General features: G+C 65.8%; 17 protein-coding genes. 5 read left to right on the top strand and 12 right to left on the bottom strand.

Annotated features, from left to right (window positions below; all coding sequences use genetic code 11):
* Positions 1-5 precede the first annotated feature (5 nt).
* The 8 genes from rplB to AB0259_RS12750 all read right to left on the bottom strand — a co-directional run bounded on the left by rplB (position 6) and on the right by AB0259_RS12750 (position 8,805).
* Positions 6-845, bottom strand: coding sequence for a 50S ribosomal protein L2 (rplB, locus tag AB0259_RS12785; protein WP_251581802.1), 840 nt, complete (start codon positions 843-845; stop codon positions 6-8).
* A gap of 24 nt (positions 846-869) precedes the next feature.
* Positions 870-1,169 carry a 50S ribosomal protein L23 gene (gene rplW, locus AB0259_RS12780; RefSeq protein ID WP_018187350.1) on the bottom strand — a complete coding sequence of 100 codons (300 nt, stop codon included), beginning with the start codon at positions 1,167-1,169 and terminating at the stop codon, positions 870-872.
* The gene (gene rplD / locus AB0259_RS12775; protein ID WP_251581798.1) at positions 1,166-1,828 is read right to left on the bottom strand and encodes a 50S ribosomal protein L4; all 663 of its coding nucleotides are present in this window, start codon (positions 1,826-1,828) and stop codon (positions 1,166-1,168) included. The genes rplW and rplD overlap by 4 nt, the downstream gene beginning before the upstream one ends.
* A 2-nt stretch (positions 1,829-1,830) precedes the next feature.
* Positions 1,831-2,490, bottom strand: coding sequence for a 50S ribosomal protein L3 (rplC, locus tag AB0259_RS12770; protein WP_248170017.1), 660 nt, complete (start codon positions 2,488-2,490; stop codon positions 1,831-1,833).
* 11 nt (positions 2,491-2,501) lie between these two features.
* Complete coding sequence (gene rpsJ, locus AB0259_RS12765) at positions 2,502-2,810, bottom strand: 30S ribosomal protein S10 (protein ID WP_018171443.1); 309 nt, start codon at positions 2,808-2,810, stop codon at positions 2,502-2,504.
* 360 nt (positions 2,811-3,170) lie between these two features.
* Positions 3,171-4,688: a sugar transferase gene (locus tag AB0259_RS12760; protein ID WP_366222926.1), complete on the bottom strand. Its 1,518-nt coding sequence runs from the start codon at positions 4,686-4,688 to the stop codon at positions 3,171-3,173.
* A gap of 204 nt (positions 4,689-4,892) precedes the next feature.
* On the bottom strand, positions 4,893-6,674 hold the full coding sequence (locus AB0259_RS12755) for a DUF4012 domain-containing protein (RefSeq protein ID WP_366222925.1): 1,782 nt from the start codon (positions 6,672-6,674) through the stop codon (positions 4,893-4,895).
* Positions 6,675-6,684: 10 nt separating this feature from the next.
* On the bottom strand, positions 6,685-8,805 hold the full coding sequence (locus tag AB0259_RS12750) for a hypothetical protein (protein WP_366222924.1): 2,121 nt from the start codon (positions 8,803-8,805) through the stop codon (positions 6,685-6,687).
* 100 nt (positions 8,806-8,905) lie between these two features.
* Between AB0259_RS12750 and AB0259_RS12745 the strand changes: the two genes are divergently transcribed.
* Complete coding sequence (locus AB0259_RS12745; RefSeq protein WP_366222923.1) at positions 8,906-11,251, top strand: glycosyltransferase; 2,346 nt, start codon at positions 8,906-8,908, stop codon at positions 11,249-11,251.
* Between the two features lie 13 nt (positions 11,252-11,264).
* Here the strand turns inward: AB0259_RS12745 and AB0259_RS12740 are convergent, their stop codons facing one another.
* Together AB0259_RS12740 and AB0259_RS12735 are read right to left on the bottom strand one after the other, a co-directional pair.
* Entirely contained in the window at positions 11,265-12,974 is a 1,710-nt protein-coding gene (locus AB0259_RS12740) for an ATP-binding cassette domain-containing protein (RefSeq protein WP_366222922.1), read from the bottom strand.
* Between the two features lie 55 nt (positions 12,975-13,029).
* Complete coding sequence (locus tag AB0259_RS12735; protein ID WP_366222921.1) at positions 13,030-13,884, bottom strand: ABC transporter permease; 855 nt, start codon at positions 13,882-13,884, stop codon at positions 13,030-13,032.
* Positions 13,885-14,083: 199 nt separating this feature from the next.
* On the opposite strand from AB0259_RS12735, the gene AB0259_RS12730 reads away from it, so the two are divergent.
* The gene (locus tag AB0259_RS12730; protein ID WP_366222920.1) at positions 14,084-16,498 is read left to right on the top strand and encodes a glycosyltransferase; all 2,415 of its coding nucleotides are present in this window, start codon (positions 14,084-14,086) and stop codon (positions 16,496-16,498) included.
* An 80-nt stretch (positions 16,499-16,578) separates the two neighbouring features.
* Here AB0259_RS12730 and AB0259_RS12725 read toward each other — a convergent pair whose 3' ends face one another.
* Complete coding sequence (locus tag AB0259_RS12725; protein WP_366222919.1) at positions 16,579-17,637, bottom strand: hypothetical protein; 1,059 nt, start codon at positions 17,635-17,637, stop codon at positions 16,579-16,581.
* A 179-nt stretch (positions 17,638-17,816) separates the two neighbouring features.
* On the opposite strand from AB0259_RS12725, the gene AB0259_RS12720 reads away from it, so the two are divergent.
* Positions 17,817-18,749: a hypothetical protein gene (locus tag AB0259_RS12720; RefSeq protein WP_366222918.1), complete on the top strand. Its 933-nt coding sequence runs from the start codon at positions 17,817-17,819 to the stop codon at positions 18,747-18,749.
* 18 nt (positions 18,750-18,767) lie between these two features.
* On the opposite strand, the gene AB0259_RS12715 is transcribed toward AB0259_RS12720, so the two are convergent.
* Positions 18,768-19,703, bottom strand: a complete 936-nt coding sequence (locus AB0259_RS12715) for a class I SAM-dependent methyltransferase (RefSeq protein ID WP_366222917.1) — start codon at positions 19,701-19,703, stop codon at positions 18,768-18,770.
* A 137-nt stretch (positions 19,704-19,840) separates the two neighbouring features.
* Between AB0259_RS12715 and AB0259_RS12710 the strand changes: the two genes are divergently transcribed.
* Entirely contained in the window at positions 19,841-20,932 is a 1,092-nt protein-coding gene (locus tag AB0259_RS12710) for a hypothetical protein (RefSeq protein WP_366222916.1), read from the top strand.
* Positions 20,929-21,999: a glycosyltransferase gene (locus tag AB0259_RS12705; RefSeq protein ID WP_366222915.1), complete on the top strand. Its 1,071-nt coding sequence runs from the start codon at positions 20,929-20,931 to the stop codon at positions 21,997-21,999. The genes AB0259_RS12710 and AB0259_RS12705 overlap by 4 nt, the downstream gene beginning before the upstream one ends.
* Positions 22,000-22,001 lie beyond the last annotated feature (2 nt).

Here is a 22,001-nt window from a genome sequence, read left to right as displayed (position 1 = left end):
TACTCCTACTTCCGCTTCTTGCCGGCGTTGCGACGGCGAACGATCAACTTGTCGCTTTCCTTGTTGGGGTGGCGGGTACGACCCTCGGCCTGGCCCCAAGGAGTGACGGGGTGACGTCCACCGGAGGTCTTACCCTCACCACCACCGTGCGGGTGGTCGACCGGGTTCATGGCGACACCGCGGACGGTCGGGCGGATGCCCTTCCAGCGGTTACGGCCGGCCTTGCCCCAGTTGATGTTGGACTGCTCGGCGTTGCCGACCTCGCCGATGGTGGCGCGGCAGCGCGCGTCGACGTTGCGGATCTCACCCGAGGGCAGACGCAGCTGCGCGTACGGGCCGTCCTTCGCCACGAGGCGGACGGACGCACCGGCCGAGCGCGCCATCTTCGCGCCGCCACCGGGACGGAGCTCGATGGCGTGGATGACCGTACCGGTCGGGATGTTGCGCAGCGGCAGGTTGTTGCCGGGCTTGATGTCGGCGCCGGCACCCGACTCGACGATGTCACCCTGCGACAGCTTGTTCGGGGCGAGGATGTACCGCTTCTCGCCGTCGACGTAGTGCAGCAGCGCGATGCGCGCGGTGCGGTTGGGGTCGTACTCGATGTGAGCGACCTTGGCGTTGATCCCGTCCTTGTCGTTGCGACGGAAGTCGATCACGCGGTACTGGCGCTTGTGGCCACCACCGATGTGACGGGTCGTGATGCGGCCCTGGTTGTTGCGACCACCGGTCTTCGCCAGCGGGCGAAGGAGCGACTTCTCGGGCGTCGACCGCGTGATCTCAGCGAAGTCGGCGACCGACGAACCGCGACGACCCGGGGTCGTGGGCTTGTACTTGCGAATAGCCATGTCTCTAGTCCTCTATCCCAGCTGTCAGCCGACGGCCGTGAAGATGTCGATGGTGCCCGACTTCAGGCTCACGATGGCGCGCTTGGTGTCCTTGCGCTTACCGGTGCCGAAGCGGGTGCGGCGGGCCTTGCCCGGGCGGTTGAGCGTGTTCACCGACGCGACCTTGACGCCGAAGATCTTCTCGATGGCGAGCTTGATCTCGGTCTTGGTGGCGCGCGGGTCCACGAGGAACGTGTACTTGCCCTCGTCGATGAGCCCGTAGCTCTTCTCGGAGACGACCGGCTTCAGGATGATGTCGCGCGGGTCCTTGTTGACGGCGGTCATGCCGAGACCTCCTCGGTGGCGCCGGCCTTCGCAGCGACGAACGCGTCGTAGGCCGCCTTGGTGAAGACGATGTCGTCGGAGACGAGAACGTCGTAGGCGTTGAGCTGGTCGAACGTGAGCACGTGGACGTACGCGAGGTTGCGGACGCTCTTGATGCTCAGCTCGTCATCACGGGTGATGACGACCATGACGTTCTTGGTGGGGGCGAGCTGACCCAGGACCGCAGCAGCGGCCTTGGTCGACGGCGCGCCCTCGATGCCGAACGAGTCGATGACGTGCAGACGCCCGCCGCGAGCCCGGTCGCTGAGCGCGCCCAGCAGGGCGGCGGCGACCATCTTCTTGGGGGTGCGCTGCGAGTAGTTGCGCGGCTTCGGTCCGTGGACGATGCCACCACCGGTCATGTGCGGCGCGCGGATCGAGCCCTGACGGGCGTTACCCGTGCCCTTCTGCTTGAAGGGCTTGCGGCCGGCACCGGAGACCTCACCGCGACGCTTGGTCGAGTGGGTGCCCTGGCGAGCCGCCGCGAGCTGCGCGACGACGACCTGGTGGATGAGGGGGATGTTCGTCTTGACGTCGAACAGTGCGGCGGGCAGCTCCACGGAGCCGGCCTTCTTGCCGTCTGCCTTCACGACGTCGAGCGCGAGAGTCGAGTCAGCCATGATCAGGCACCCTTCACTGCGTTGCGGACGTAGACGATGCGGCCACGAGCACCGGGGACGGCGCCCTTGACGAGCAGCAGACCCTTCTCGGCGTCGACGGCGTGCACCGTGAGGTTGAGGACGGTCACGCGCTCGCCACCCATACGGCCGGCCATGCGCATGCCCTTGAAGACGCGGCTCGGGGTCGACGATGCGCCGATCGAGCCGGGCTTGCGGTGGTTGCGGTGCGCACCGTGCGAAGCCGAGACGCCCTTGAAGTTGTGGCGCTTCATGACACCCGCGGTGCCCTTGCCCTTGCTGGTGCCGACGACGTCGACCAGCTGGCCGGCCTCGAAGGTCGCGTCGACGGTGAGCTCCTGACCGAGTGAGTAGTCAGCGGCATCCGCCGTCCGCACCTCGGTGAGGTGGCGACGCGGGGTCACACCAGCGGCCTCGAAGTGAGCCGTCTGGGGCTTGTTGACCTTGCGGGGGTCGATCTGGCCGTAAGCGATCTGCACGGCGTTGTAGCCGTCGCGCTCGGGCGTGCGCACCTGGGTCACCACGTTGGGGGCGACTTCGATGACGGTGACGGGAACGACCTTGCCGTTCTCGTCCCAGACCTGGGTCATGCCGAGCTTGGTGCCCAGCAGGCCCTTGGAAACCTTGGAGTTGATGTCAGCCATGATGATCGACCTCAGAGCTTGATCTCGATGTTGACGTCGGCCGGGAGGTCGAGACGCATCAGCGAGTCGACGGCCTTGGGCGTCGGGTCGATGATGTCGATGAGGCGCTTGTGGGTGCGCATCTCGAAGTGCTCGCGGCTGTCCTTGTACTTGTGGGGCGAACGGATGACTGCGATCACGTTCTTCTCGGTCGGAAGGGGCACGGGGCCCACGACCGTCGCGCCCGCACGGGTCACGGTGTCGACGATTTTGCGTGCCGACGAGTCGATGACCTCGTGGTCATACGACTTCAGGCGAATGCGGATCTTCTGTCCCGCCATTGTCTGCTCACTCTCTTTCTCGCGTCGTACCTCGGGGGCATTGGACGCACGGGGCGCTTGCGCGCCGGGCACTTCTCCCCGCCCGAAGGCGAGGAATCCGTCACCGCTGTTCTGATGTCAGTCCGCAGGAGACCTGCGGCATCCGCTCCCCCTCGCACGCACGCGTGCGGATCCGTTTCCGGATCGGGGTGTGGGGATGTGATGTTCTGCTGCCCGCGGCCTAGGCTTTCGGCCTATGCACTGCCCTGGCAGTGATCCCGCGCACAGCGCAGGAATGTGGAACCTGTACAGTCTACGTGCCGTTCGGGCGTGTCGCAAACCCGGGCGTGTCGCGCTCGGGAGTACGCTCCCCCGTCGGCCTCAGTGGGCCGTGCGGCCGGGGGCCACGACGGCGCTCAGAGTGCGGAACAGGATCTGGACGTCCTGCATGAACGACCAGTTCTCGACGTAGTAGAGGTCGAGACGCAGGGCGTCCTCCCACGACAATGTGGAGCGCCCACTCACCTGCCACAGCCCGCTCATCCCCGGCTTCACACGCAGCCGACGGTGGGCGGCGTCGTCGTAGAGGGCCACCTCCGCCGCGCGCTGGGGCCGCGGGCCGACGAGGCTCATGGTCCCCACGAGGACGTTGAACAGCTGTGGCAGCTCGTCGATCGAGTGCTTGCGGATGACCCGCCCGACCTTCGTGATGCGCGGGTCGTCGGCCACCTTGAAGAGCGGGCTGTCGCTGGTCCCCTGCAGATCGAGCAGGCTCGCGAGCTGGTCGTCGGCATCCGCCACCATCGAGCGGAACTTCAGCATGCCGAACTCGTCTCCGCCGAGCCCGACCCGCGGCTGACGGTAGATCACGCGGCCGGGCGTCTCGACGCGGATGGCGATCGCGGTGGCCAGCATCACCGGCGAGAACACCACGATGAGCACGAGGGAGCCGAACAGATCGAACGTGCGCTTCACGAACCGGCGTACGCCGTCGAGCCGGGGGAACTCGACGTGCACGAGCGGCAAGCCGGCCGCGGGGCGGGAGTGGATGCGGGGACCCGCCACGTCGGTCAGCGCGGGTGCGACGACGAGGTTGCCGTTGCGGTCCGCCACGTCCCAGCCGAGCTGACGCATCATCTCGGGGTGCACCTCGTCGGCGCCGGCGATGATGATGGTGTCGGCGTCGGTGGCGTCCATCGCCTCGACCGCGTAGGCGAATCCACCGACGACCGGGACGTCGCTGATGGCCTGACGGCCACGGACGTCTGTCACGACACCCACGATGTCGAAGCCGGACGCCTCAGCTCGGCGGATGGCGCGGATGATGGAGCCGACCTTCGCCGGCTCGCCCAGCACAAGGGCACGGTAGACGTACTTCGAGCGACGCTGCTGGCCGCGAAGCCACAGGCGCCAGAGCCACCGGCTGAAGATCAGCGCGACCAGACCCACCGGCATGGCGACGAGGAAGAGGCTGCGCGACACCTCGATGCGCAGGAAAAAGGCGACCGCGACGAACAGCGCGAACACGGCAACCGTCGCGTTGACGATCCGGCGGTACTCCTGCTCACCCGCGCCGACGATGTTGCGATCGCGCGTCTCGAAGACACCCAGCGCGATGAGCCAGACGAGGCCGAGGAGGATCAGCGCCGCGACATAGGGGATGCGTGGCCCGCCGTCCCAGGTGACGTCGCGCCGCTCATCGGGCAGAACCAGGGTGAAGAAGCCGATGAGGACGACCGCGACGACGAGGATGTCGCTGTAGACGAGGCGCCCGGCGAATCGTGCCGGCCAGTCCCGCGAGGAGCGACGGGCCGGGACGACAACGGGCGCGCGATTGACCCGTCGATCCGAGCGACGGACGCGCGGTGCTGGCCGAGTCGCAGCCGTCCGCCTCAGCACGCGCCCGCCTCAGCCGACTCCGCGGAGGCTGCCGTCGACCGAGCCGACAGCGGCCGCAGCGCGGATCGGATCACGGAGGTCAGCCTTCCTGTCGACGTTGCAGCTGGGTCGCGCCCCTCAGCGCGGGAAGTCGCGCCTTCGACGACGTGTGCTGCAGATTCCCCAGGATGCTACCAAACCGGGCACATTCGGCCAGGCGTTGGATCAATGGCAGGCATCGGTGACGGTCGTCTTCGTCTCATTGATCATGGGCGTCGTCCACAGCGACAGCGGACCGAAGTCCCCGGTCCCGGTGAACGTCGCGGTCACGCTGAAGCTGCCATCGGGCCGAAGCCGCGCCTGGAAGGGCTCGACGACGCGTCCGAGGTCCACGTTGCCCGTGCGGAACGCGGAAGCACCGCCGGTGGTCTCGGCGGAGGCGAGCTCCATTCCCGGCGGCGCGTACATGTAGACCTGGGTCCCGAAGTACGCGGCGCGCTGGCTGCGGCTCTGGACATACCGCGGGAGCTCCTCGGCGTCCGCCTGGCTGATGTCGAGCGAGACCGTCGCGGTCGTGGTCAGGGTCGTGACGCCATCGGCGCAGGACATCGTGGATTCGACTGCAGTCTTCGTGTAGTAGTCGATCTTCGACGCCGACACGTTGCGGAAGAACACGCCGTTCACGGTCTCCTCAGCATTGTCGGTGGGCAGGATGCCGGACAGTCGACCCGACGCCGAGATCATCTTCTGGGTGTCCGGGTCCTCACTCCAGGCCAGGATGCTTCCGGCGTCGATGCTCTCGCCGATGGCCCAGAACATGTCCTTGATGTTGAAGTCGCCGCCGGCGATCTTCTCGAAGACCGCACTCGCGACGCCGGCGAAGAAGGCGTCCGACTTCAGATCCGGGTCGGTGTAGGGGTCCCACCACCGGTAGACGTCGCTGAGCAGCGTCTTGACGGCGTTCGTGTTGTCGAGCGTCTTCCCGTCGAGCTCGATGGGGCCGGTGGCGAGGAGGATGCGCTGAAGCGCGATCGGATCCACCGAGATCACGCCGTCGATGTGCGTGTCGTCGATGTCACGGTTCCAGAAGGCTTTCACCATCTCGGCAACTCCCGGCCAGTCCGGCTGGGACGGAGCCAGGTTGATGTAGCTGCCGTACCTGCTGCCGTAGAGGGCCTTGGCAGACTCCGAGATGTCGAGATCGAGGGCCTCGCCCTCGACGAATGAGGCGCTGCTGGCCTGCCCCGCGATCTCGAGGTCGCCCTTGTCGGCCGTGATGAGCGTCTGCGACGCAGAGCTGCCGCCGAGCGGCAGCGCCTCGGCGTTGTTCTGGAAAACCAGGAGGTAGTTCTGCTTCTCGTCCGCGCCGAGGAGCTTCGGCAGAAGCGTGAACATCGGTCCTGCGGCTCCGGCGACGTCGGAGACCTGATCGACGCCCGAACGGACGGGACCGATGAGGGCGTCGGATGCCGCGACATCCTTCAGCTCGGAGCTCAGCTTCGAGATCTCCGGGGCGGCGGCCTCGATCAGGGGCAGCGCGCGGGCGAGGATCTTGCCCTGGCCGTCCTCCTGCATCTCGAACACCGGACCGCCGACGTCGTTCGCGAACACGTCGAGGGTCTCGGCCGCCAGGCGAACGCCGCGAAGATTGTCACCCGCGCCCGGGATGAGCTCCGCCATGCGCCACACCGGGTCAGCCGCAGCACCAGCGGCATCCGCAGCCCCCGAGGACAGCTGCGGGATCGCATCGGAGACGCTGCCGCCGTCCTGGATGGAGCTGACGGCCGCCTGAGCCGACTCGAGACCGTTCTTCGCGATCACGACCTTGATCACCAGCCATACCGCGAGAGCGAGGAGGAGGATGACGACGATCAGGATCACGCGTCCGACGATGCGACCGCGCGAGGTCCTCGGGGTCGCGTCATCGGAGTCGTCGGGCGCGGCGGAACGTCCGGTCGCGGCCCGCTCGGCCGCTTCACGGGCGGCCCGTCGGGTCTCGGGAGGCATGGGTCACATCCTAACCAGCGGGTGTCTGGGAGACCGTCGGTGTGGGACTCGGTGTGGCGGCCCCTACGGCACTCTCGACGAACTGCGGACGAACGGTCACCGGGATCGTCGCCACGCCGTCGACGGGCTCGATGGTCTTCGCGGCGCCGTTCATCGTCGTCACCGTCACAGCGACGTCGCTGCGGACGGACATCTCCGCCTCGCCCTTCGGCGCCCAGACGACACGAACGGCGTCCTCCTCATCGCCGAACCGAATGGAGTGGACACCCTCCGCCGTCTCGTCGGAGGCGAGGCTCCGGCCACCGAGGCGGGCGATCACGAGAGCCTGCGCGTACCCGACGGGCTTCGGCTGGAAGGCGGCCACGCCGGACGCCTTCTGGTAGTACATGCCGAAATTGCCTTCGTGCTTGGCCGGGTCCGGGTCATCGTTGATCAGGTCATACCAGAAGAACTTCTCCGCCCCACTCGCGAGCGCCGTGATGGAGGTTCGGACGAGGTAATCGGCCTGAGCCGAGACGCTCCGTCCACCGGTCTTCGAGGAGCTGCCGAGCTCGGTGATCCAGACCGGCCGGGTCGTCTTGCCGTTCTCCTTCATACTGCGGTTCGCCTCGGCGATGACGTCGGCGAGCGATTCAGGATCGCTCGTGACCTCGTAAGGGTGGAAGCTCATCGCGTCTGCGTACTTCATACCGCCGGCGCTCCATAGTCCGTCGAACCACGGGGCGTCGTAGCGCGCCGTCGATCCGGCGATGATCGGGAGGTCCGGATCGACGTCGTCGACGGCACTGTGGACCGATTCGAGAAGCGGCACGTAGCACGACGGCTTCGTTCCGCAGGCCGTCTTGTTGAATCGCGTGTGGTTGAACTCGTTGAAGACCTCCAGGCCCACGAGATCGAATCGGTCCGCGATCGCTGCGGCGTAGTCACCGTAGGCAGCGATCGCCGCCTTGCTCGTGGGCACTTTGCCGTTGCCGTAGAGCTCATTGCCGTAGTTGACGATGCCAAGGAGGTGGACGCCGTGGGCGTGGAGTCGATCGAAACCGTTCACGTAGTGGTCGGCCCAGTCGTATGAGCCCTTGGTGGTCTCGTTGAAGCGCCACAGCACGTCGTTGCGTGCCGAGCCGAGGCCCAGCGAGGCTGTCAGGTCGGCGGCATCGGCGTAAAGGCTGTTCTCGACGTGCAGCCCGACTCCGAAACGGGGGTCCGCAGCGATCGTCGTGCCTTCGTAGTCGATGACGCCGAGCAACGTCTTCACGGTCCCCGCGCCCGTCTTGAGCGCGACGCTGTAATAACCCTCCGCCAGTCCCGTCAGCGGGACCGCCTCCAGTGCGTTCGATGCCTTCACCGTGCCCTTCGCTGCGACGTTGCCACCGGCATCCGTTGCCGTCCACGACACGTCCCCCGCTGGCGCGCGGACCGCGAGCATCGGGTTCGAGGCGGGCAGGATGAGGGAGCGGTTGACGATGGTGTCCTTGCCCTCGACCTTCTCGAAAGACGGGTTGGGGACCACATTCTTGCCATCGGCGCCCATGAGGGAGACGTCGTCGATGCCCAGTCCCGCGACCGGCCCATCAAGGATGACGCGGATCTGAGCGACCTTCGCGTCCTTCGGCGCGACGAACGTGCCGGACACCGTCGACCATGCCGCGCTCAGATCCGGGAGCGAGATCCGCTGGCCGCCCACATCGAGGGCGGCCTCCACCGCTTCAGGGAGAGGCGACAGCGACCGCACCTGCGCGGAGAACTCGTAGGAAGCGCCGGCGACGACTGCGGCGTCGACGGCGAGTGCCGCGGTCTCACCGTCGATGACAGGGGCATCGATGTAGGCGGCGACCGATCCGTCCGCAGCCTGTCCCACCTGGGGGATGACACGGGCGACCTTCGTCTTGGGCGCCTGCTTCCACGAGGCCAGCTGACCTACGGCAGGAACCGAGAGCGGCGCTGAGACCGGAGTCGGTTCGGGCGAGACGGTGGGCGTCGGCGTCGGCGTCGACGCCGACACCGACGGAGCGGGCCGCGCTGCGGGCGGTACCGACGACCCACTGGTCGTCAGAGCGACCGCTGTCCCGCTGATCGCGCCGACGAGAACGATGGCCGCGCCGATGTAGATGGTTCGCCGGCGTATCTGCATGGCGATGCCCTCCGAGGGTGTGGGAAGTGAGCGTCCATCATCACAGACCAGCCTGCGAGCGCAGAATCGACCGCGGATGCCGGGCCGTATGATCTGTGCGATGTCACCTGCGCCTCTCGTCTCCATCGTCGTCCCCGTACACAACGACGAGGGCACCATCGAGGCGGCCCTCGCATCCTGCCTGGCCCAGACCCTCCGGGAGATCGAGGTCGTCTGCGTCGACGACGCGTCCGACGACGGCACGGTCGCCGTCATCGAGCGGATGCGGCGGAAGGATGGTCGCATCCGCCTCATCCGTCACGAGGAAAATCGGTCGGCCCTGCAGGCGCGGCGCAGCGGTGTGTTCGAGGCACGTGGCGACGCTGTTCTGTTCCTCGATGGAGACGACGAAATCGACCCACGAGCAGCCGAGCGGTCCTCAACCGCCATGCGGTCCGAGAGGGCGGACATCGTGCAGTTCGGTGTGACCGTTGTCGATCGACACGGAAATACGGGAGGCAGCTTCGAGAAGCGACTGAGGCCCCTGCAAAACGTCCTCGAGGGCAGCGACATCATCCGTGGGCTGTTTCCCCCGGCTGTGCCGGCGAGGGGCCAGCTTTGGCGGTACCTGTTCAGCGCTGATCTCCTCCGACGGGCCTACATGCACATCTCTGACGGCCTAAAGCTCTCTAGGGTCAATGACCTCCCACTCCTGCTGGTCGTCGCGGCCCTCTCTGAGCGGCTGGTGCCCATCAACGACAAGCTGTACCGCTATCACCTCGGGCGCGGCGGCAGCGGGCATGAGGTCGACTCGATCGAGCGCGCACGCTTCTACGCAGGGTCGATCGATTCGATCGACAGCATCCGCGACGCCATTAACTTCATTTCGAACGGCTCCACCGATCCGGGCGCAATCACCAGTGCCTACGCCGCCGCACGTCTGTGGATCGTCGGCTACGTCTGTCAACAACTCATCGAACGTCCACGCCCCGACGTGGCGGATGCGGCGATCGACCATCTCCGAGGAAGGGTCACCGACCAGGAACTGCTGGAAGCTGCAGGAGAGTTCTCGCCCGGATCCCTTTCGCGACTAGCAGCCCACGTTTCTCATGTTCCAATCAGTGCGAGAGAGGTGCGGAGCATCCTGCTCGCGACATCCACCCTTCGCACGGGAGGCGTGAGCGCGGTCCTGGCCACCCAGGCCCGGCTTCTCACGAAAGCCGGGTACCGAGTCACAGTGGTTGCTCGAAACGGCGGGAGTGATACCGCAATGGTGCCGACTGGCGTCGAGTTCATAGAGCTCCCCGCAGGGGACCTCGTCGCCCGGTTGACGTCGTGGCGGGAGCTCTGCCACCGATACTCCGTCGACGTGGTCGTCGATCATCAGATGCTCTACACCCGCGACTGGCCGGAGTTCGCTGCCATGACTCGAGCCTGCGGCGGCGCCACCGTCGGATGGCTTCACAATTTCGTCGCTCGCCCTTTACTCGACGGCGATGGGCGGTTGGGCGCGATCGAGAAGAAGGCCGATGTCGTCGCCCACATCGTCGCGCTGTCTCCGCTTGATGTCGCGTACCTGAAACTCCGGGGAATCGCCCACGCTTCCTATCTCCCCAACCCGCCATCAGCGATGCTCGCGGACGCCTCCGCCCCAATGACCGGAAGATCGATCAAGTCTCCCGACCTGAAACTGATCTGGTGGGGGCGACTCGAAGAGAGAACAAAACGCATCAGCGAACTGCTCGAAGTCGCTGCGCACCTGAAGCGCCGCCTTCCCGGCTTCACTCTGACGATCATCGGGCCTGACTGGGGGGACCTCACTGCCGCAAAAGTGAACGCAGCCGCACGACGGAAAGGCCTGGCGGATCAGGTGCACGCCATCGGCCCGCGTCACGGATCGGCCCTGCAGTCCGCCATCGATGAGGCGGATGCGTTCATTTCCACGAGCATCATCGAGGGCTACCAATTGACCATCGCGGAGGCCCAATCTAAGGGCTTGCCCGTCTTTATGTACGAGTTGCCCTGGTTGACCTTGGTTCAGGGCAACGACGGCATCGTCTCAGCGCCTCAGGGCGACGCGCCCACGCTGGCGGAGTCGGTACACCGTGTTGCGAAGGATGCAGAGGGCTACGCAGCGCTTTCGCGGGCCTCTCTCAAGGCCGCCGAGCGAGCTCGCTCGATCGACTTCTCCGACCTGTACCGCAAACTAGTGACGGGTACGCCCATGCCCGAATTCTCTCCCGAGCCGACGATCGCGGACGCCGAGCTACTGCTCGGCCTCCTGCGGTTCTACGCGGAGGCCAGCAGGGCAGCCTCCGCGCGCTCGGGTGACGCCGGTGCGCTGGCCCGCCGGGCCGAAACAGTATGGCGGATCATCTCACCGCTCGGCCGCCGCGCGATTCGCCTTCTTCCCGCGCTCCGCCCGCTCGCGCATCGACTAAAGGTGCGAGCGGGTATCGGACGTTAGCACCCGCCAATGTCTAACCTGCGGACGTCGATTCAGGTAGGGGCATTTCGGTCGGCAGCTCTGTCGGTACCAGTACCTGCGTCGGGACAGGTTCGGGGATCGGGTTTGCGCTCGGTTCGGGTGACGGCGCCAGGACCGGGCCGGTGGAGGGCTTGGGGTCCGGCGACGGCGCCGGGCCCGATAGGTCTGACTCCATGGTCTCCCGGGGAGCGCGGGTCTGATCGGCCCTCGAATCCGGAGTGGCCCCAGGCTCCGGTGTGCCCGGAACAACGGTCTCGGGATCGATCCCACGGTTGGCATCGAGTGGCGCCCGCTTGACAACGACGGAGGAGCTCGTCCGTTCCCCGTCCTCGCCCTCAGCCGTCAGAGTGTAAGCCTGCGACTCTTCTGCGCAGGGGTATCCCAGCTCGTAACCATCGATCGCAGCGGGGAGCGACATGAGCGTGGGCGTCTCCAAGGCATCCACTTCCGGCCCCGACGCAAGGGCGACCGCCGCCCCTCCTGTGACTCGCCATGAGAGAACAACCCTGCCTGCCTTCGCGTCCCCACAGGAGATCTCCGACTCCGCCGCGACAAAGGAGTCGATGGTAGGCGAGCGGTATGCGACGACAGCTGGTGCTGCTCCAGGAGCGGCCGCCCCCTCCGACTGGGACGCGTCTGCGAGGAGGGCGATCGCAGCACCCGCCGCAATCGCGAAGAGCAACGTGACCACGGTCGCCACGACGGCAGTGATCCGCCTCCGTCGGCGCGCTCGAATATTCTGACGAAAGCGCTCACGGCGCGCGATGGTGCGAGCACTCTCAGCGGGGAGCGAGGACGTCGCTTCGCCTGATGGTTCAGAGAGGCTTGTGAAGAGCTCCTCTATGCCCGCAGGGGGCGCGTCCGTCGGCGCGACACGTCGCTTCCGATTGCCGGGGGCACTCTCCGCCTGCAACTCATCCGGTGTTGTGGGCTTCTGCGCGTACGACGCGCCGACTGCGACGCTCTTCGGATCCTTCGTCCATTTCACGTAGTCGTTGATGACGGCGCCCGCGGGACCGTCGGCCCGCAGTTCGCCTTTGTGCACCCACAAGACTCGTTCGCACGAGTCCCGCAGCGATCCCACCGAGTGGCTCACGATCATCACGAGCCCCGCACTGTCGCGGAGGCTGCGGATACGTTGCTCGCTCTTCGCTCGGAACTTGCGATCGCCGACGGCGAGTGCCTCGTCGATGAGAAGGATGGAGTGCGCCCGCGCCGAGGCGATGGCAAACCGGAGACGGGCACCCATTCCCGACGAATACGTACGCATCGGGTGGTGAATGAACTCGTTGAGTTCCGCGAAATCCGCGATCTCGTCGACGCGCGCGGCGGACTCCGCCTTACTGAATCCCATGGCCAGGAGTCCGAGTTTGATGTTGTCCTCGCCAGAGAGCTCCGGGACCAGCGCCGCATTAACGCCAAGCAGAACAGGTCGGTCGCGAGCCCATATGGCCCCGCTCGAGGTCGGGATGAGACCGCTCATCGCCTTGAAGAGCGTCGACTTTCCTGAACCATTGTGACCGACGACCCCGATCGTCTCGCCCTCGTTCGCGGTGAAACTCACGCCCCTCAGTGCGTGCACGGACTTGAGCCCGCGTCCGCCTCGCACCGCACTGAGGCTGAGCAGCTTGTCATGGCCGCCGACACGTTTACCGGAGGCGAACACGCGGTACGTCACGTGAGCGTTCTCCGCGACGATCATCGGTCGTGGAGTGGTCCGAGGCCAGAGCATCGGGGATCCGTCGTCGACCTGAACGTCACTCACTGAGCCCGTACCTCGCCTCGGCGCGCCAGAAGAAAATCACACCAAACACCAGCACCACCAACGTCCACACGGGCGCCGCGGCAAATGCGAGGAACGGCGCGGTGTGCGACTCCAGCAGCACCGTTCTCGAGAGCGAGATGAAATCGTATGTCGGCACGAGGTGCGCGATCGTGAGCAGCACGGGAGCATCAGCCAAAGCGCCGTCCACGTTGAAGAAGATTCCGCTGACGTAGAACAGCACTCGATTGATGATCGGAATGACCTGTTGAACGTCCCTCGCGTGTACAGACAACCGCGCGACGATCAGGGCCAACCCAAAGTTGAAGACAGCCATCATGAGCAGGATCGGTGCCAACAACAGCCAGCTCCAACTGGGCCGCACACCGAGAACAACGAGCAGGATACCCAAGAGGACAATGACCGGAATGATCCTCATCGCGTGCTCGATTACCACCGAGACGGGAAGCAGGATCCGGGGGAAGCCGATGCTCTGAACGAGCTTGGCATTGCCGGTGATGGACTTCGATCCAGCTCCGAAGGTGCCGGTGAAGAACTCGAAGATGAAGACACCGACGATGAGGAATGGAACGAAATCTGCGGGGCGCGCGGCTCCCGAGATGACGAAATGGAAGATCGTTCCGTAGATGAGAGCCAGCGAAAGCGGCTTGATGACGATCCAGAGAACCCCTAGGCGGTTCGGCAGCAGCCCCCCCACAAGGCGGTCCGAGGCAAGCGTGAGTGCGAATGAGCGACGCCGCCACGCGTCACGCAGGTAGGCACCAAGAGGAGGTCGCTGCCCAACCAACGTGAGACCAGCCAGCTGATCATCGCGGCGCGCCTCCTCCACTGATTGGCTCCTTCTCTGACCGCCACTTACATCGTGGGACCCTCCCGCGAGCGCACATCTGTACTGATGATAACGCGCGACCTCGTAGCCCTCCCCCTTCGGCGGTGAGGTCACGGCCCTCGCCCTAGGATGAAAAAGGCTCACTCAGCGCCACCTGCGACATGGACGCCGCGCACCTTCGTCGAATCTAGGAGCATGCATGCCCACCATCCCCCGCGTCTCGATCGTGATCCCCGTCCACAACGACGAGGCGACCATCGCGGGAGCGCTCGAGAGTTGCCTTGGTCAGACTCTCGAGGAGATCGAGGTGATCTGCGTAGACGATGCGTCCACCGACGGCACTGTCGACGTCATCACGTCATATCGCGAACGTGACGCCCGCGTTCGCCTGATCACCCACGAGAGCAACAGCTCCGCGTTTCAAGCCCGACGTTCCGGAATCCTCGCGGCGGCGGCCGCGCACGTGCTCTTCCTCGATGGCGACGATGAGCTGCTTCCGCACGCGGCCGAACGGGCTCTCGCGCTCCAGTCGGACAGCGGTGCCGACCTTGTCGGCTTTGCGATCGAGGTCGTCAGCAACGCCGGCGGCATCGTCGGCGGGTATCAGAACCGGTTGAAGCCAAAGCATCGTCGACTTGACGGACCGGAGCTGCTAGAAGGTCTCTTTCCCATCGATCAGCCGGCTCAAGGCCAACTGTGGCGCTACCTGTTCACGACGTCCACTCTGCGACAGGCATATGGTCTTCTCCCTCAGGATCTGGTTTTGCCGCGCGTCAACGACCTGCCGCTCCTCTTCCTCGTGGCAGCTCTGTCCGAACGATACGTGTCGATGGACGACCAGCTTTATCGCTACTTCTATGGCCGCGGCGGGAGCGGCCAGGTCGTTGAAGATCTCGAACAAGCGGTTTTCTATGCCGAGGCGATCCGGTCCATCGACAGCATCGCCCCAGCGGTTCGTAGCATCGCGCGCGATTCAGCAGACCCCGCGGCTCTGCTGGACGCCTTCGAGTCTGTTCGTGACTCGATCATCGGATACGTCTGCTTCTACTTGATCAGACACACCCGCCCGGATCTGCTAGCCGAGGTGATCGGACACCTCTACACGCGGGCCACGCCCTTGGATGTCGTGGCCGCATCCGTGCGGTTCTATCCCGACAACGTCGAGGTCCTGAAAACGGCCGGCACCCGCATTCCCCTCAGTACTGAGCCGCGAAAGCACATCATGCTGACGACGCGCACCCTCACCACCGGCGGCGTCTCAGGTGTGCTCCTCACCCAAGCTCAAGTCCTGGCCGCGGCCGGGCATGAGGTCACCATCGTGGCAAGAAGATACGGCAGCGACACCTCGGTCGTTCCAGAGGGCGTGTCGTTCATAGAGATGGCGGCCAAGGGCTTGCCTAACCGACTTCGCGAGTGGGCGGACATATGCGCGTCCAGAGAAATCGACGTCATCATCGACCACCAGGTCCTCTACAGCAGGGACTGGCCAGAGTATGCCCTCGTGGCCCGGCTGATGGGAATATCGACCATCGGATGGCTGCACAACTTCGCCGCTCGACCGATTCTGGATCAGAGTGGCCTCATCGAACACCTGACGAAGAATCTCCCGCTTTTGGAACTCACGGTGACGTTGTCGCCTCTTGACGTCGCCTTTTGGAAGCTTCGCGGGCTCGACGACGTTGCGTACGTCCCAAATCCCCCTTCACCACTGCTGTTGGAGTCTGCCGGGACATCGCGCCCGAAGCCACCCCCGACAACACCTTTGAAATTGGTGTGGTGGGGGAGGCTCGATGAGCAGACGAAGCAGGTCACCCAACTCATTGAGGTGGCTGCACAATTGAAGTCGCTCGGAGTCGCCTTCACCTTGCGCGTGATAGGTCCCGATTGGGGCGAATGGACCGCGGCTAAATTCAACTCCGCGGTGGAGCGTCGCCGCCTGTCCGAGTATGTCGAGGCCGTGGGCGAACGACGCGGAATGGATCTCATCAACGAGATCGACTCGGCGGATGCGTTCCTCACAACCAGCATCATCGAGGGCTATCAGCTGACGATCGCTGAGGCCCAGGCCCGCGGTTTGCCCGTCTTCATGTACGAGCTTCCGTGGCTGACGCTCGTCCAAGAGAACGCCGGGATCATCACTGCTCCGCAAGGCGACTCCGCCGCCCTTGCCGTTGCAATTGCAGATGTCGCGGACAACCCCGACATGTACAGTTCGCTGTCTCGCTCGTCCATCGAGGCCGCCGACCGGGCGATGTCATATGACTTTGCGCATCTGTACAGCTCAGCGATCGGAAACTCGTTGCCCGCCGCGTTCTCACCCGAACCCACATTGGATGACGCGCGGACCCTCTTGGATCTGACAATCTTTTACGCGGAGCGCAACGCTGGTCCGCGAGCCTCGTCACCTGCAGCACGAAAACGCTCTGCGTCCCGCGGGAGGCAGAAGAGCGCGTCGGCGTCGAGAAGCTCCCTCGTCGGAGCACCAAAGGGAAGTGCGCTGACTCACCGCGCATGGCGTGCAGCTACTCCGTTCGGTCGAATGCTGCTCCAGCTTTTCCCCGGGATGCGGCCCATCGCGCACCGCGCGAAAATTCGATTAATGCGACTTCGTTGAAAGGGCTAAGGGCCTCCCAGGAGGGAGGCCCTTAGCCGTCGTTCATGAGGACGTTCGTGACCGCGGAGCGGGTGTCTGCTTCAGCCGCCTGACACAGTCGCCAGACCACCCTCGGTGTCGGCCTCGGCTGCCGCGAATACTGGATCCTCCCCAAGCGATATCGCGCGTCGCACCGCGGACCCCAGCGCGTGCACCTCTGCTCGAGCGGAGTCCATCGCTTCCTTCAGAGTCGGGAGAACCGAGTGCAGCATCTCAGCCCGGTCCTGGAAGCTGGCGTGATCGCCTGTGAGCGCACCCACACCGGCGATGTTAAGGATTCGGATGATCTTTTGCGGATCACTGGCGGAACCGATGGGGTACGCACCTTCCGTGGCCCCCATGATCAACGCATGCGCTCGATCACTGACAACTGCCACAGACTGGCGGTAGATGGAACGGACGTGCCGGTCGAGCGCGTCGTGTTGCATACTGGGGGGCACGCTGTATTCGCCCCCCAACGCCTCAGCGAGCGCGACGGCTCGCGGGGCGTCCCGAGCGACCTGCGCAAGGGTGACCACTCGCGCTCGAGCGGAGTCGGCAAACGCCCGAACTCCTCGAAGCCAAGTGGAGTCCGGCCAGGGACGATCGAACCGCAACGTAACGGCGATCGCATCTCGATCTGTCGTCCCGAGCCAATCTCGGGGATCAGGACCGAGTGAAAAGGCCCAGTCCGGCGCGGATCCGCCGAAGCCGGCGGCCTCCTGAGATCCGCGATCCCGCCATGACATCACTGCCGCGTTCCTCAGAGCGTGGTCGAACGTGATGTCATTCGCGATGGAAGGATCCTTCAGGCCCAGCCCGGCAGCGATGATCATGCCGTCGCGCTCCAGCACGCGGTGCAGCTCCGCTGCGCGGGCTGGATGAGGAAACGGGAGATCGCGCCGCGGATTGATCTCGCCTGCATTCACCAGATACACCGGGCGCTCGACCTTCATCGCCTCCGCGAGCCACAGCCTTCGCGAGGAGTAGAACCTGGCGGAAGTGTTCAACGGGAGCCCCGCCACGTAGTCTGAAGTCTGACCGTCGAGGAACACATGCATACGCACGGTTGATTCACGCAGGGCCTCCAACAGGCCAGCCCGAAGAGCAGAGTCGCCCAAGTTGTCATCCTGGCCCGAGGGGTGGATGAAGACGTCTCGTAGTGCTGACCCGCTCATCGCGACCAACGTAGTATGAAGCGGTGCTCGCTCCTAATCGACCTGCCGAGGCTCAATCCACTCTTCGAGTGCATGCGACTCACCGCCCACCGGCACCCATTCTTCGGTACATAGACCAGGTCGTGGGTGAAGACTCGGACTTGGACTACCGGTACTCCCAGGGGGTCCTCACATCCTTCGACGTCGACGTGGTACACGTCGCCGAGCCGCATCTCGACATGCTCCTCGGAACGAAAGGCGCAGCCCCGTATCAGCGGGTGCTCGCCTCCTCGATCTTTGTGCGCAACCTTCGACGGAACAAGATCTCGCTCGTTCAGACGCTCTGGAACGAAAGCAAGTCGGAGGAGGGGCGGATGACACGCATCGCCCGTCGAATCTTGGACAAAGCCACGGATGCTTTCATCGTTTTCGATGCGTCTGTGAACTCTCCCAACCCCAAGAGGACTGCCGTCGTACCTCACGCGCATTTCGGGGACCGATTTGTAGGGTACCCGCGGCGGACGAAGATTTCTGGTCGTGTCGCCTGCCTCGCCCACGGCTATCTCCCCCTCGCGGCGAAAGGCCTGCTCGGAATCAGTCGGGTCACTGACGCCGACGTGACGCTGAGGCTTGCTGGCGCCGCAACAAAGAATCTGTCCAATGCCATCACGTCCGCCGTCGCGGAGCGACCGACGCGTGTCTCGGCACGACTGGAGCGATTGTCTGACGCGGCGCTCGTACAGGAGATCACCACTGCAGAACTCGTGGTGCTTCCGCGTCTCGAGACGCTCGAAGATCTTCAGATGGTTTTTTTTGCGCTCTCGATGGACCGCCCCGTGCTTACCGTCCGCTCCCCGAGCCTCAACGCGCTGTCGGCCTCTGTGGGTGAGGGCTGGCTGCACCTCAGCGAGAGCGCCATCACCGCGCGGGACGTCGATTCCGCGCTCGCGGCCTCGCGGCAGGTCAGCCGCACGCCATCTCCGAACCTCGCTGGGCGCGACCTCTCGACTATCCGGAATCAGTACGAGACCATCTTCCGCCGAGTTACACGGCGCGATACATCGCTGACTGGCTGACTGCTCGACCCGTACGCGTCAGCGCGCCCGCTTGCTGGACCGCTTCATCACGCGGAGACCGCGCCCGGGCGACGGCAACTCGGCGAGGTCAGGGTGTTCGGACATCCAGAACTCGATCATCTCCTTCTCGTCAGAACGGTTCGTGTCGTCGGCGACGATTAGACAGTTCAGCGCCAGCGATGGAGCTAGAACGGACAGCGCCGGGTACCGCGCGTGCGGTCCGGTGGTGGCCGGAGGTCCGTCAACGAGGAGCAGATCGATGGAACCCGGCAAGGCGGACGCGTCGATGTCGTACCAAGATGCGGTGCCGCGGGGCGTGGACGTGTCGGCGAGCGGAACAGTGAGCACTTCTGCCCAGTCTTCCAATCCGTGTGCACGCAGGTCGTTGTAGGTCTTCTCCGCGAACTGCGGGAGATGCTCGAGAGCGATCACTCGCCCGCTCCCCTTCTGCCGCATTGCATACGCCATCCACAACGTCGACGTGCCGCTTCCACATTCGACGGCGAGCTGAAGGTCCCCTTCCTCGATCGCCGTCGTCAGGTAGATGAGCCCAGCGGGGCTCACCGCCCACCCGGAGACAATGGGTAACGGCGCGCTCGGTTGGTAACGGGTCATAAGCTGTGCGAGCGCTTGCAGATCCGTCAAGAGCTCAGGGCCAAGCTTCCGGCCCTGACGACCGACACCCGCCACAGCTGTCTCCACGCGTGCAATCTCTCGCCTGGCGCGCCCGACTTCGCGCACGACTCGCCGCCTCATGAGACTTTCAGCCTCGTCCGTGTGCCGACGAGCCTCGCGAAGCTCGGCCGTCAGGGACTCAACGTGCGCCCTCAAGTCCTCGACGTGGTCGACAAGGGAGACAGTGATCGCCCGCAACTCACTGAGCTCAGTCTGAAACCCCGCCTCATTCGGCATCCCCTCGAAGTCGGCCGATTCGTGCCGCTGGTCGGTGGTCATGAGGTCCTCTCGACGTCTGCCGGTTCAGGCGATTGCCTCGAAGGTTCACTTCGCAGGGCACCTTCGCCGAAGGGTTGCAGTCTAATCTCCTTGCAGCAGCCGCGAGTTGCAACGCCTCTGGCAACTAGGCTCAGCGAGTGGCATCTCGCAACACGCGCGCACGCACCACCCGCACCCTGATCTCCGCCACAGGCCCCGCCGGCAACATCGGCGATGCGCTCATCCGGCGCGAAGCGGTCCGGTGGGCGACCGACACCTCCGACGAGCTCGTCGTCTACGTGGGTGAGGCTCCGGACACCTGGCTCCGCCAGCTCGGCCTCCCCTCCGGCACCCGCGTGCTCCGCTCCAAGCGGAGCATCGCGAAGTGGCTCTGGCTGATTGCGACCGCGCCGCGGCATCCGGTTCTCGTCTTCGAATCAGGCGAGATCCCGCTGGACCGCGGCAACGTGCTCCGCGAGTTCGTCTTCCTCGCCGAGACCGTCCTGGTGCGGCTGAAGGGCGGCGTGGTCGTCCGGCCGCCGCGCGGCATCCGCGCGCCCACCCAACCCGCCACGGCCCTCCACTCGCTGGCAGCCCGACTGTCTCAGTTCGCCCTGTGGCGGGATGCCGCGAGTGCGGCCCTCGCCGGCGGAAGCCGCGTCGTGCCCGACATCGGTTTCGCCGCCGGCATCCGGCCCGGTACCCCCCGGGAGGATCGCCGCGACCTCGTCGTCAGCCTGCGCGGGACGCGGCCGATGCCGAACGAGGACTGGTGCGACGCCGTGCGCGCGTTCGCCGCATCCGAGGGGCTCCGCATCCGCACCGTCGTACAGGTCCGTGAGGACGAGACCCGCGCCCGCGAGCTCGCCGACGCCCTCGTCGGCACGTTCGAGCCGTGGGGAGACACCGACCCCGTCACCCACGAAGCCCGTCTGCGCGAGCGCTACGACGACGCGCGCCTGGTGATCAGCGACCGCATGCACGTCCTGGTCCTCGCCGCCCTTTCGGGAGCCGCTCCGCTCGAGCTCGTCCCCTCCCCGACCCACAAGATCACCGCGGCCTTCGCCACCATCGGACTCACCGATCTCACCGCCGACGCGGCGATGCTGACCGCGGCCGACATGCAGGAACGGATGCAGCGGCAGATCGACCGCGCCGACGAGGTCACCGAGAAGGTCGCCGGCGCCGCCGCCGAACTCGCGGCGATCGAGGGCGAGATCCGCGCCGCGATCCGGAAGGTGCGGGCGTGACCGGCGCACGCGTCCTCTTCCTCTCGCACACGCACCTCTTCGGCGCCTTCCGCGTCGGCAGCCACCACTACGCCCGCGAACTCGCCCGCCTCGGCGCCGAGGTCGTGCACCTGTCCACTCCGATCTCCGTCGCGCACCGGATCACCGGGCGCGTGCCGAAGACGGTCGTCGACAGCGTCCCCCGGCATCCGTTCCGCGACGACGACGGGGTCACGCACATCGTCCCCCGCACGGTCCTCCCCCGCCCCTGGGGGGCCTTCCGCGTCGCGCGGGCACTCACCCGCGCCGGGATCGAGGCACGATTCGACGCGGTCCTCATCGATCAGCCGCTGCTGTGGGACGACACCGTCCGCGGCCTGAGCGACACCCTCGTCTATCGACCCACCGACCTCTACCCGGACGGCCTCAAACGCGCACTGCAGGAAGGCATCCTCGCCTCGGCGGATGCCGTCGTCGCGACCTCCGGAGCCGTCCTGCGCGACCTCGGCCACCTCACCCTCCCCTCGCTCGTCATCGAGAACGGCGTCGACCTCGATGCCTTCACGGACGCGACGACGGATGCCGAGACGCGCCCCACCGTGTGCGTGTACGTCGGGGCCCTCGATGCCCGCTTCGACTGGCAGCAGGTGCGGACGTGGGCGACCGCGCACCCGGACATCCGCTTCACCGTCGCCGGCCCACACGCCGCACCGCACACCGCGCTGCCGGACAACGTCGAACTCGTCGGGCCGGTGCCGTACGCAGACCTCCCCCGGCTCCTGCACGGCGCCCGCGTCGGCCTCCTCCCCCTCTCGGACGATCCCTCCAACGAGGGCCGCAGTCCGATGAAGCTGTACGAGTACCTCGCGGCGGGCCTCGCCGTCGTCTCCCGGGCGACCCCCGGCATCCGCGCCGACACGGAAGCCGGCATCCACACCTACGACTCGCCCGAGAGGGCAGATGCCGCGTTGACGTCGGCGCTGCGGCGTCCCTCCCCCAACCTGGCTGGTCGACGCGCGGCCGAGAACCACACCTGGGCGGCGAAAGCCGGCGAGCTCGCGACCTTCCTCACCGGACTCGCCGACTGAGC

This window comes from Microbacterium sp. NPDC080005, assembly GCF_040702445.1.
Taxonomy (GTDB): Bacteria; Actinomycetota; Actinomycetes; order Actinomycetales; family Microbacteriaceae; genus Microbacterium; species Microbacterium oleivorans_D.
The sequence above is the reverse complement of the archived record's forward strand: the minus strand, read 5'-3'. Positions and strand labels throughout refer to the sequence as shown.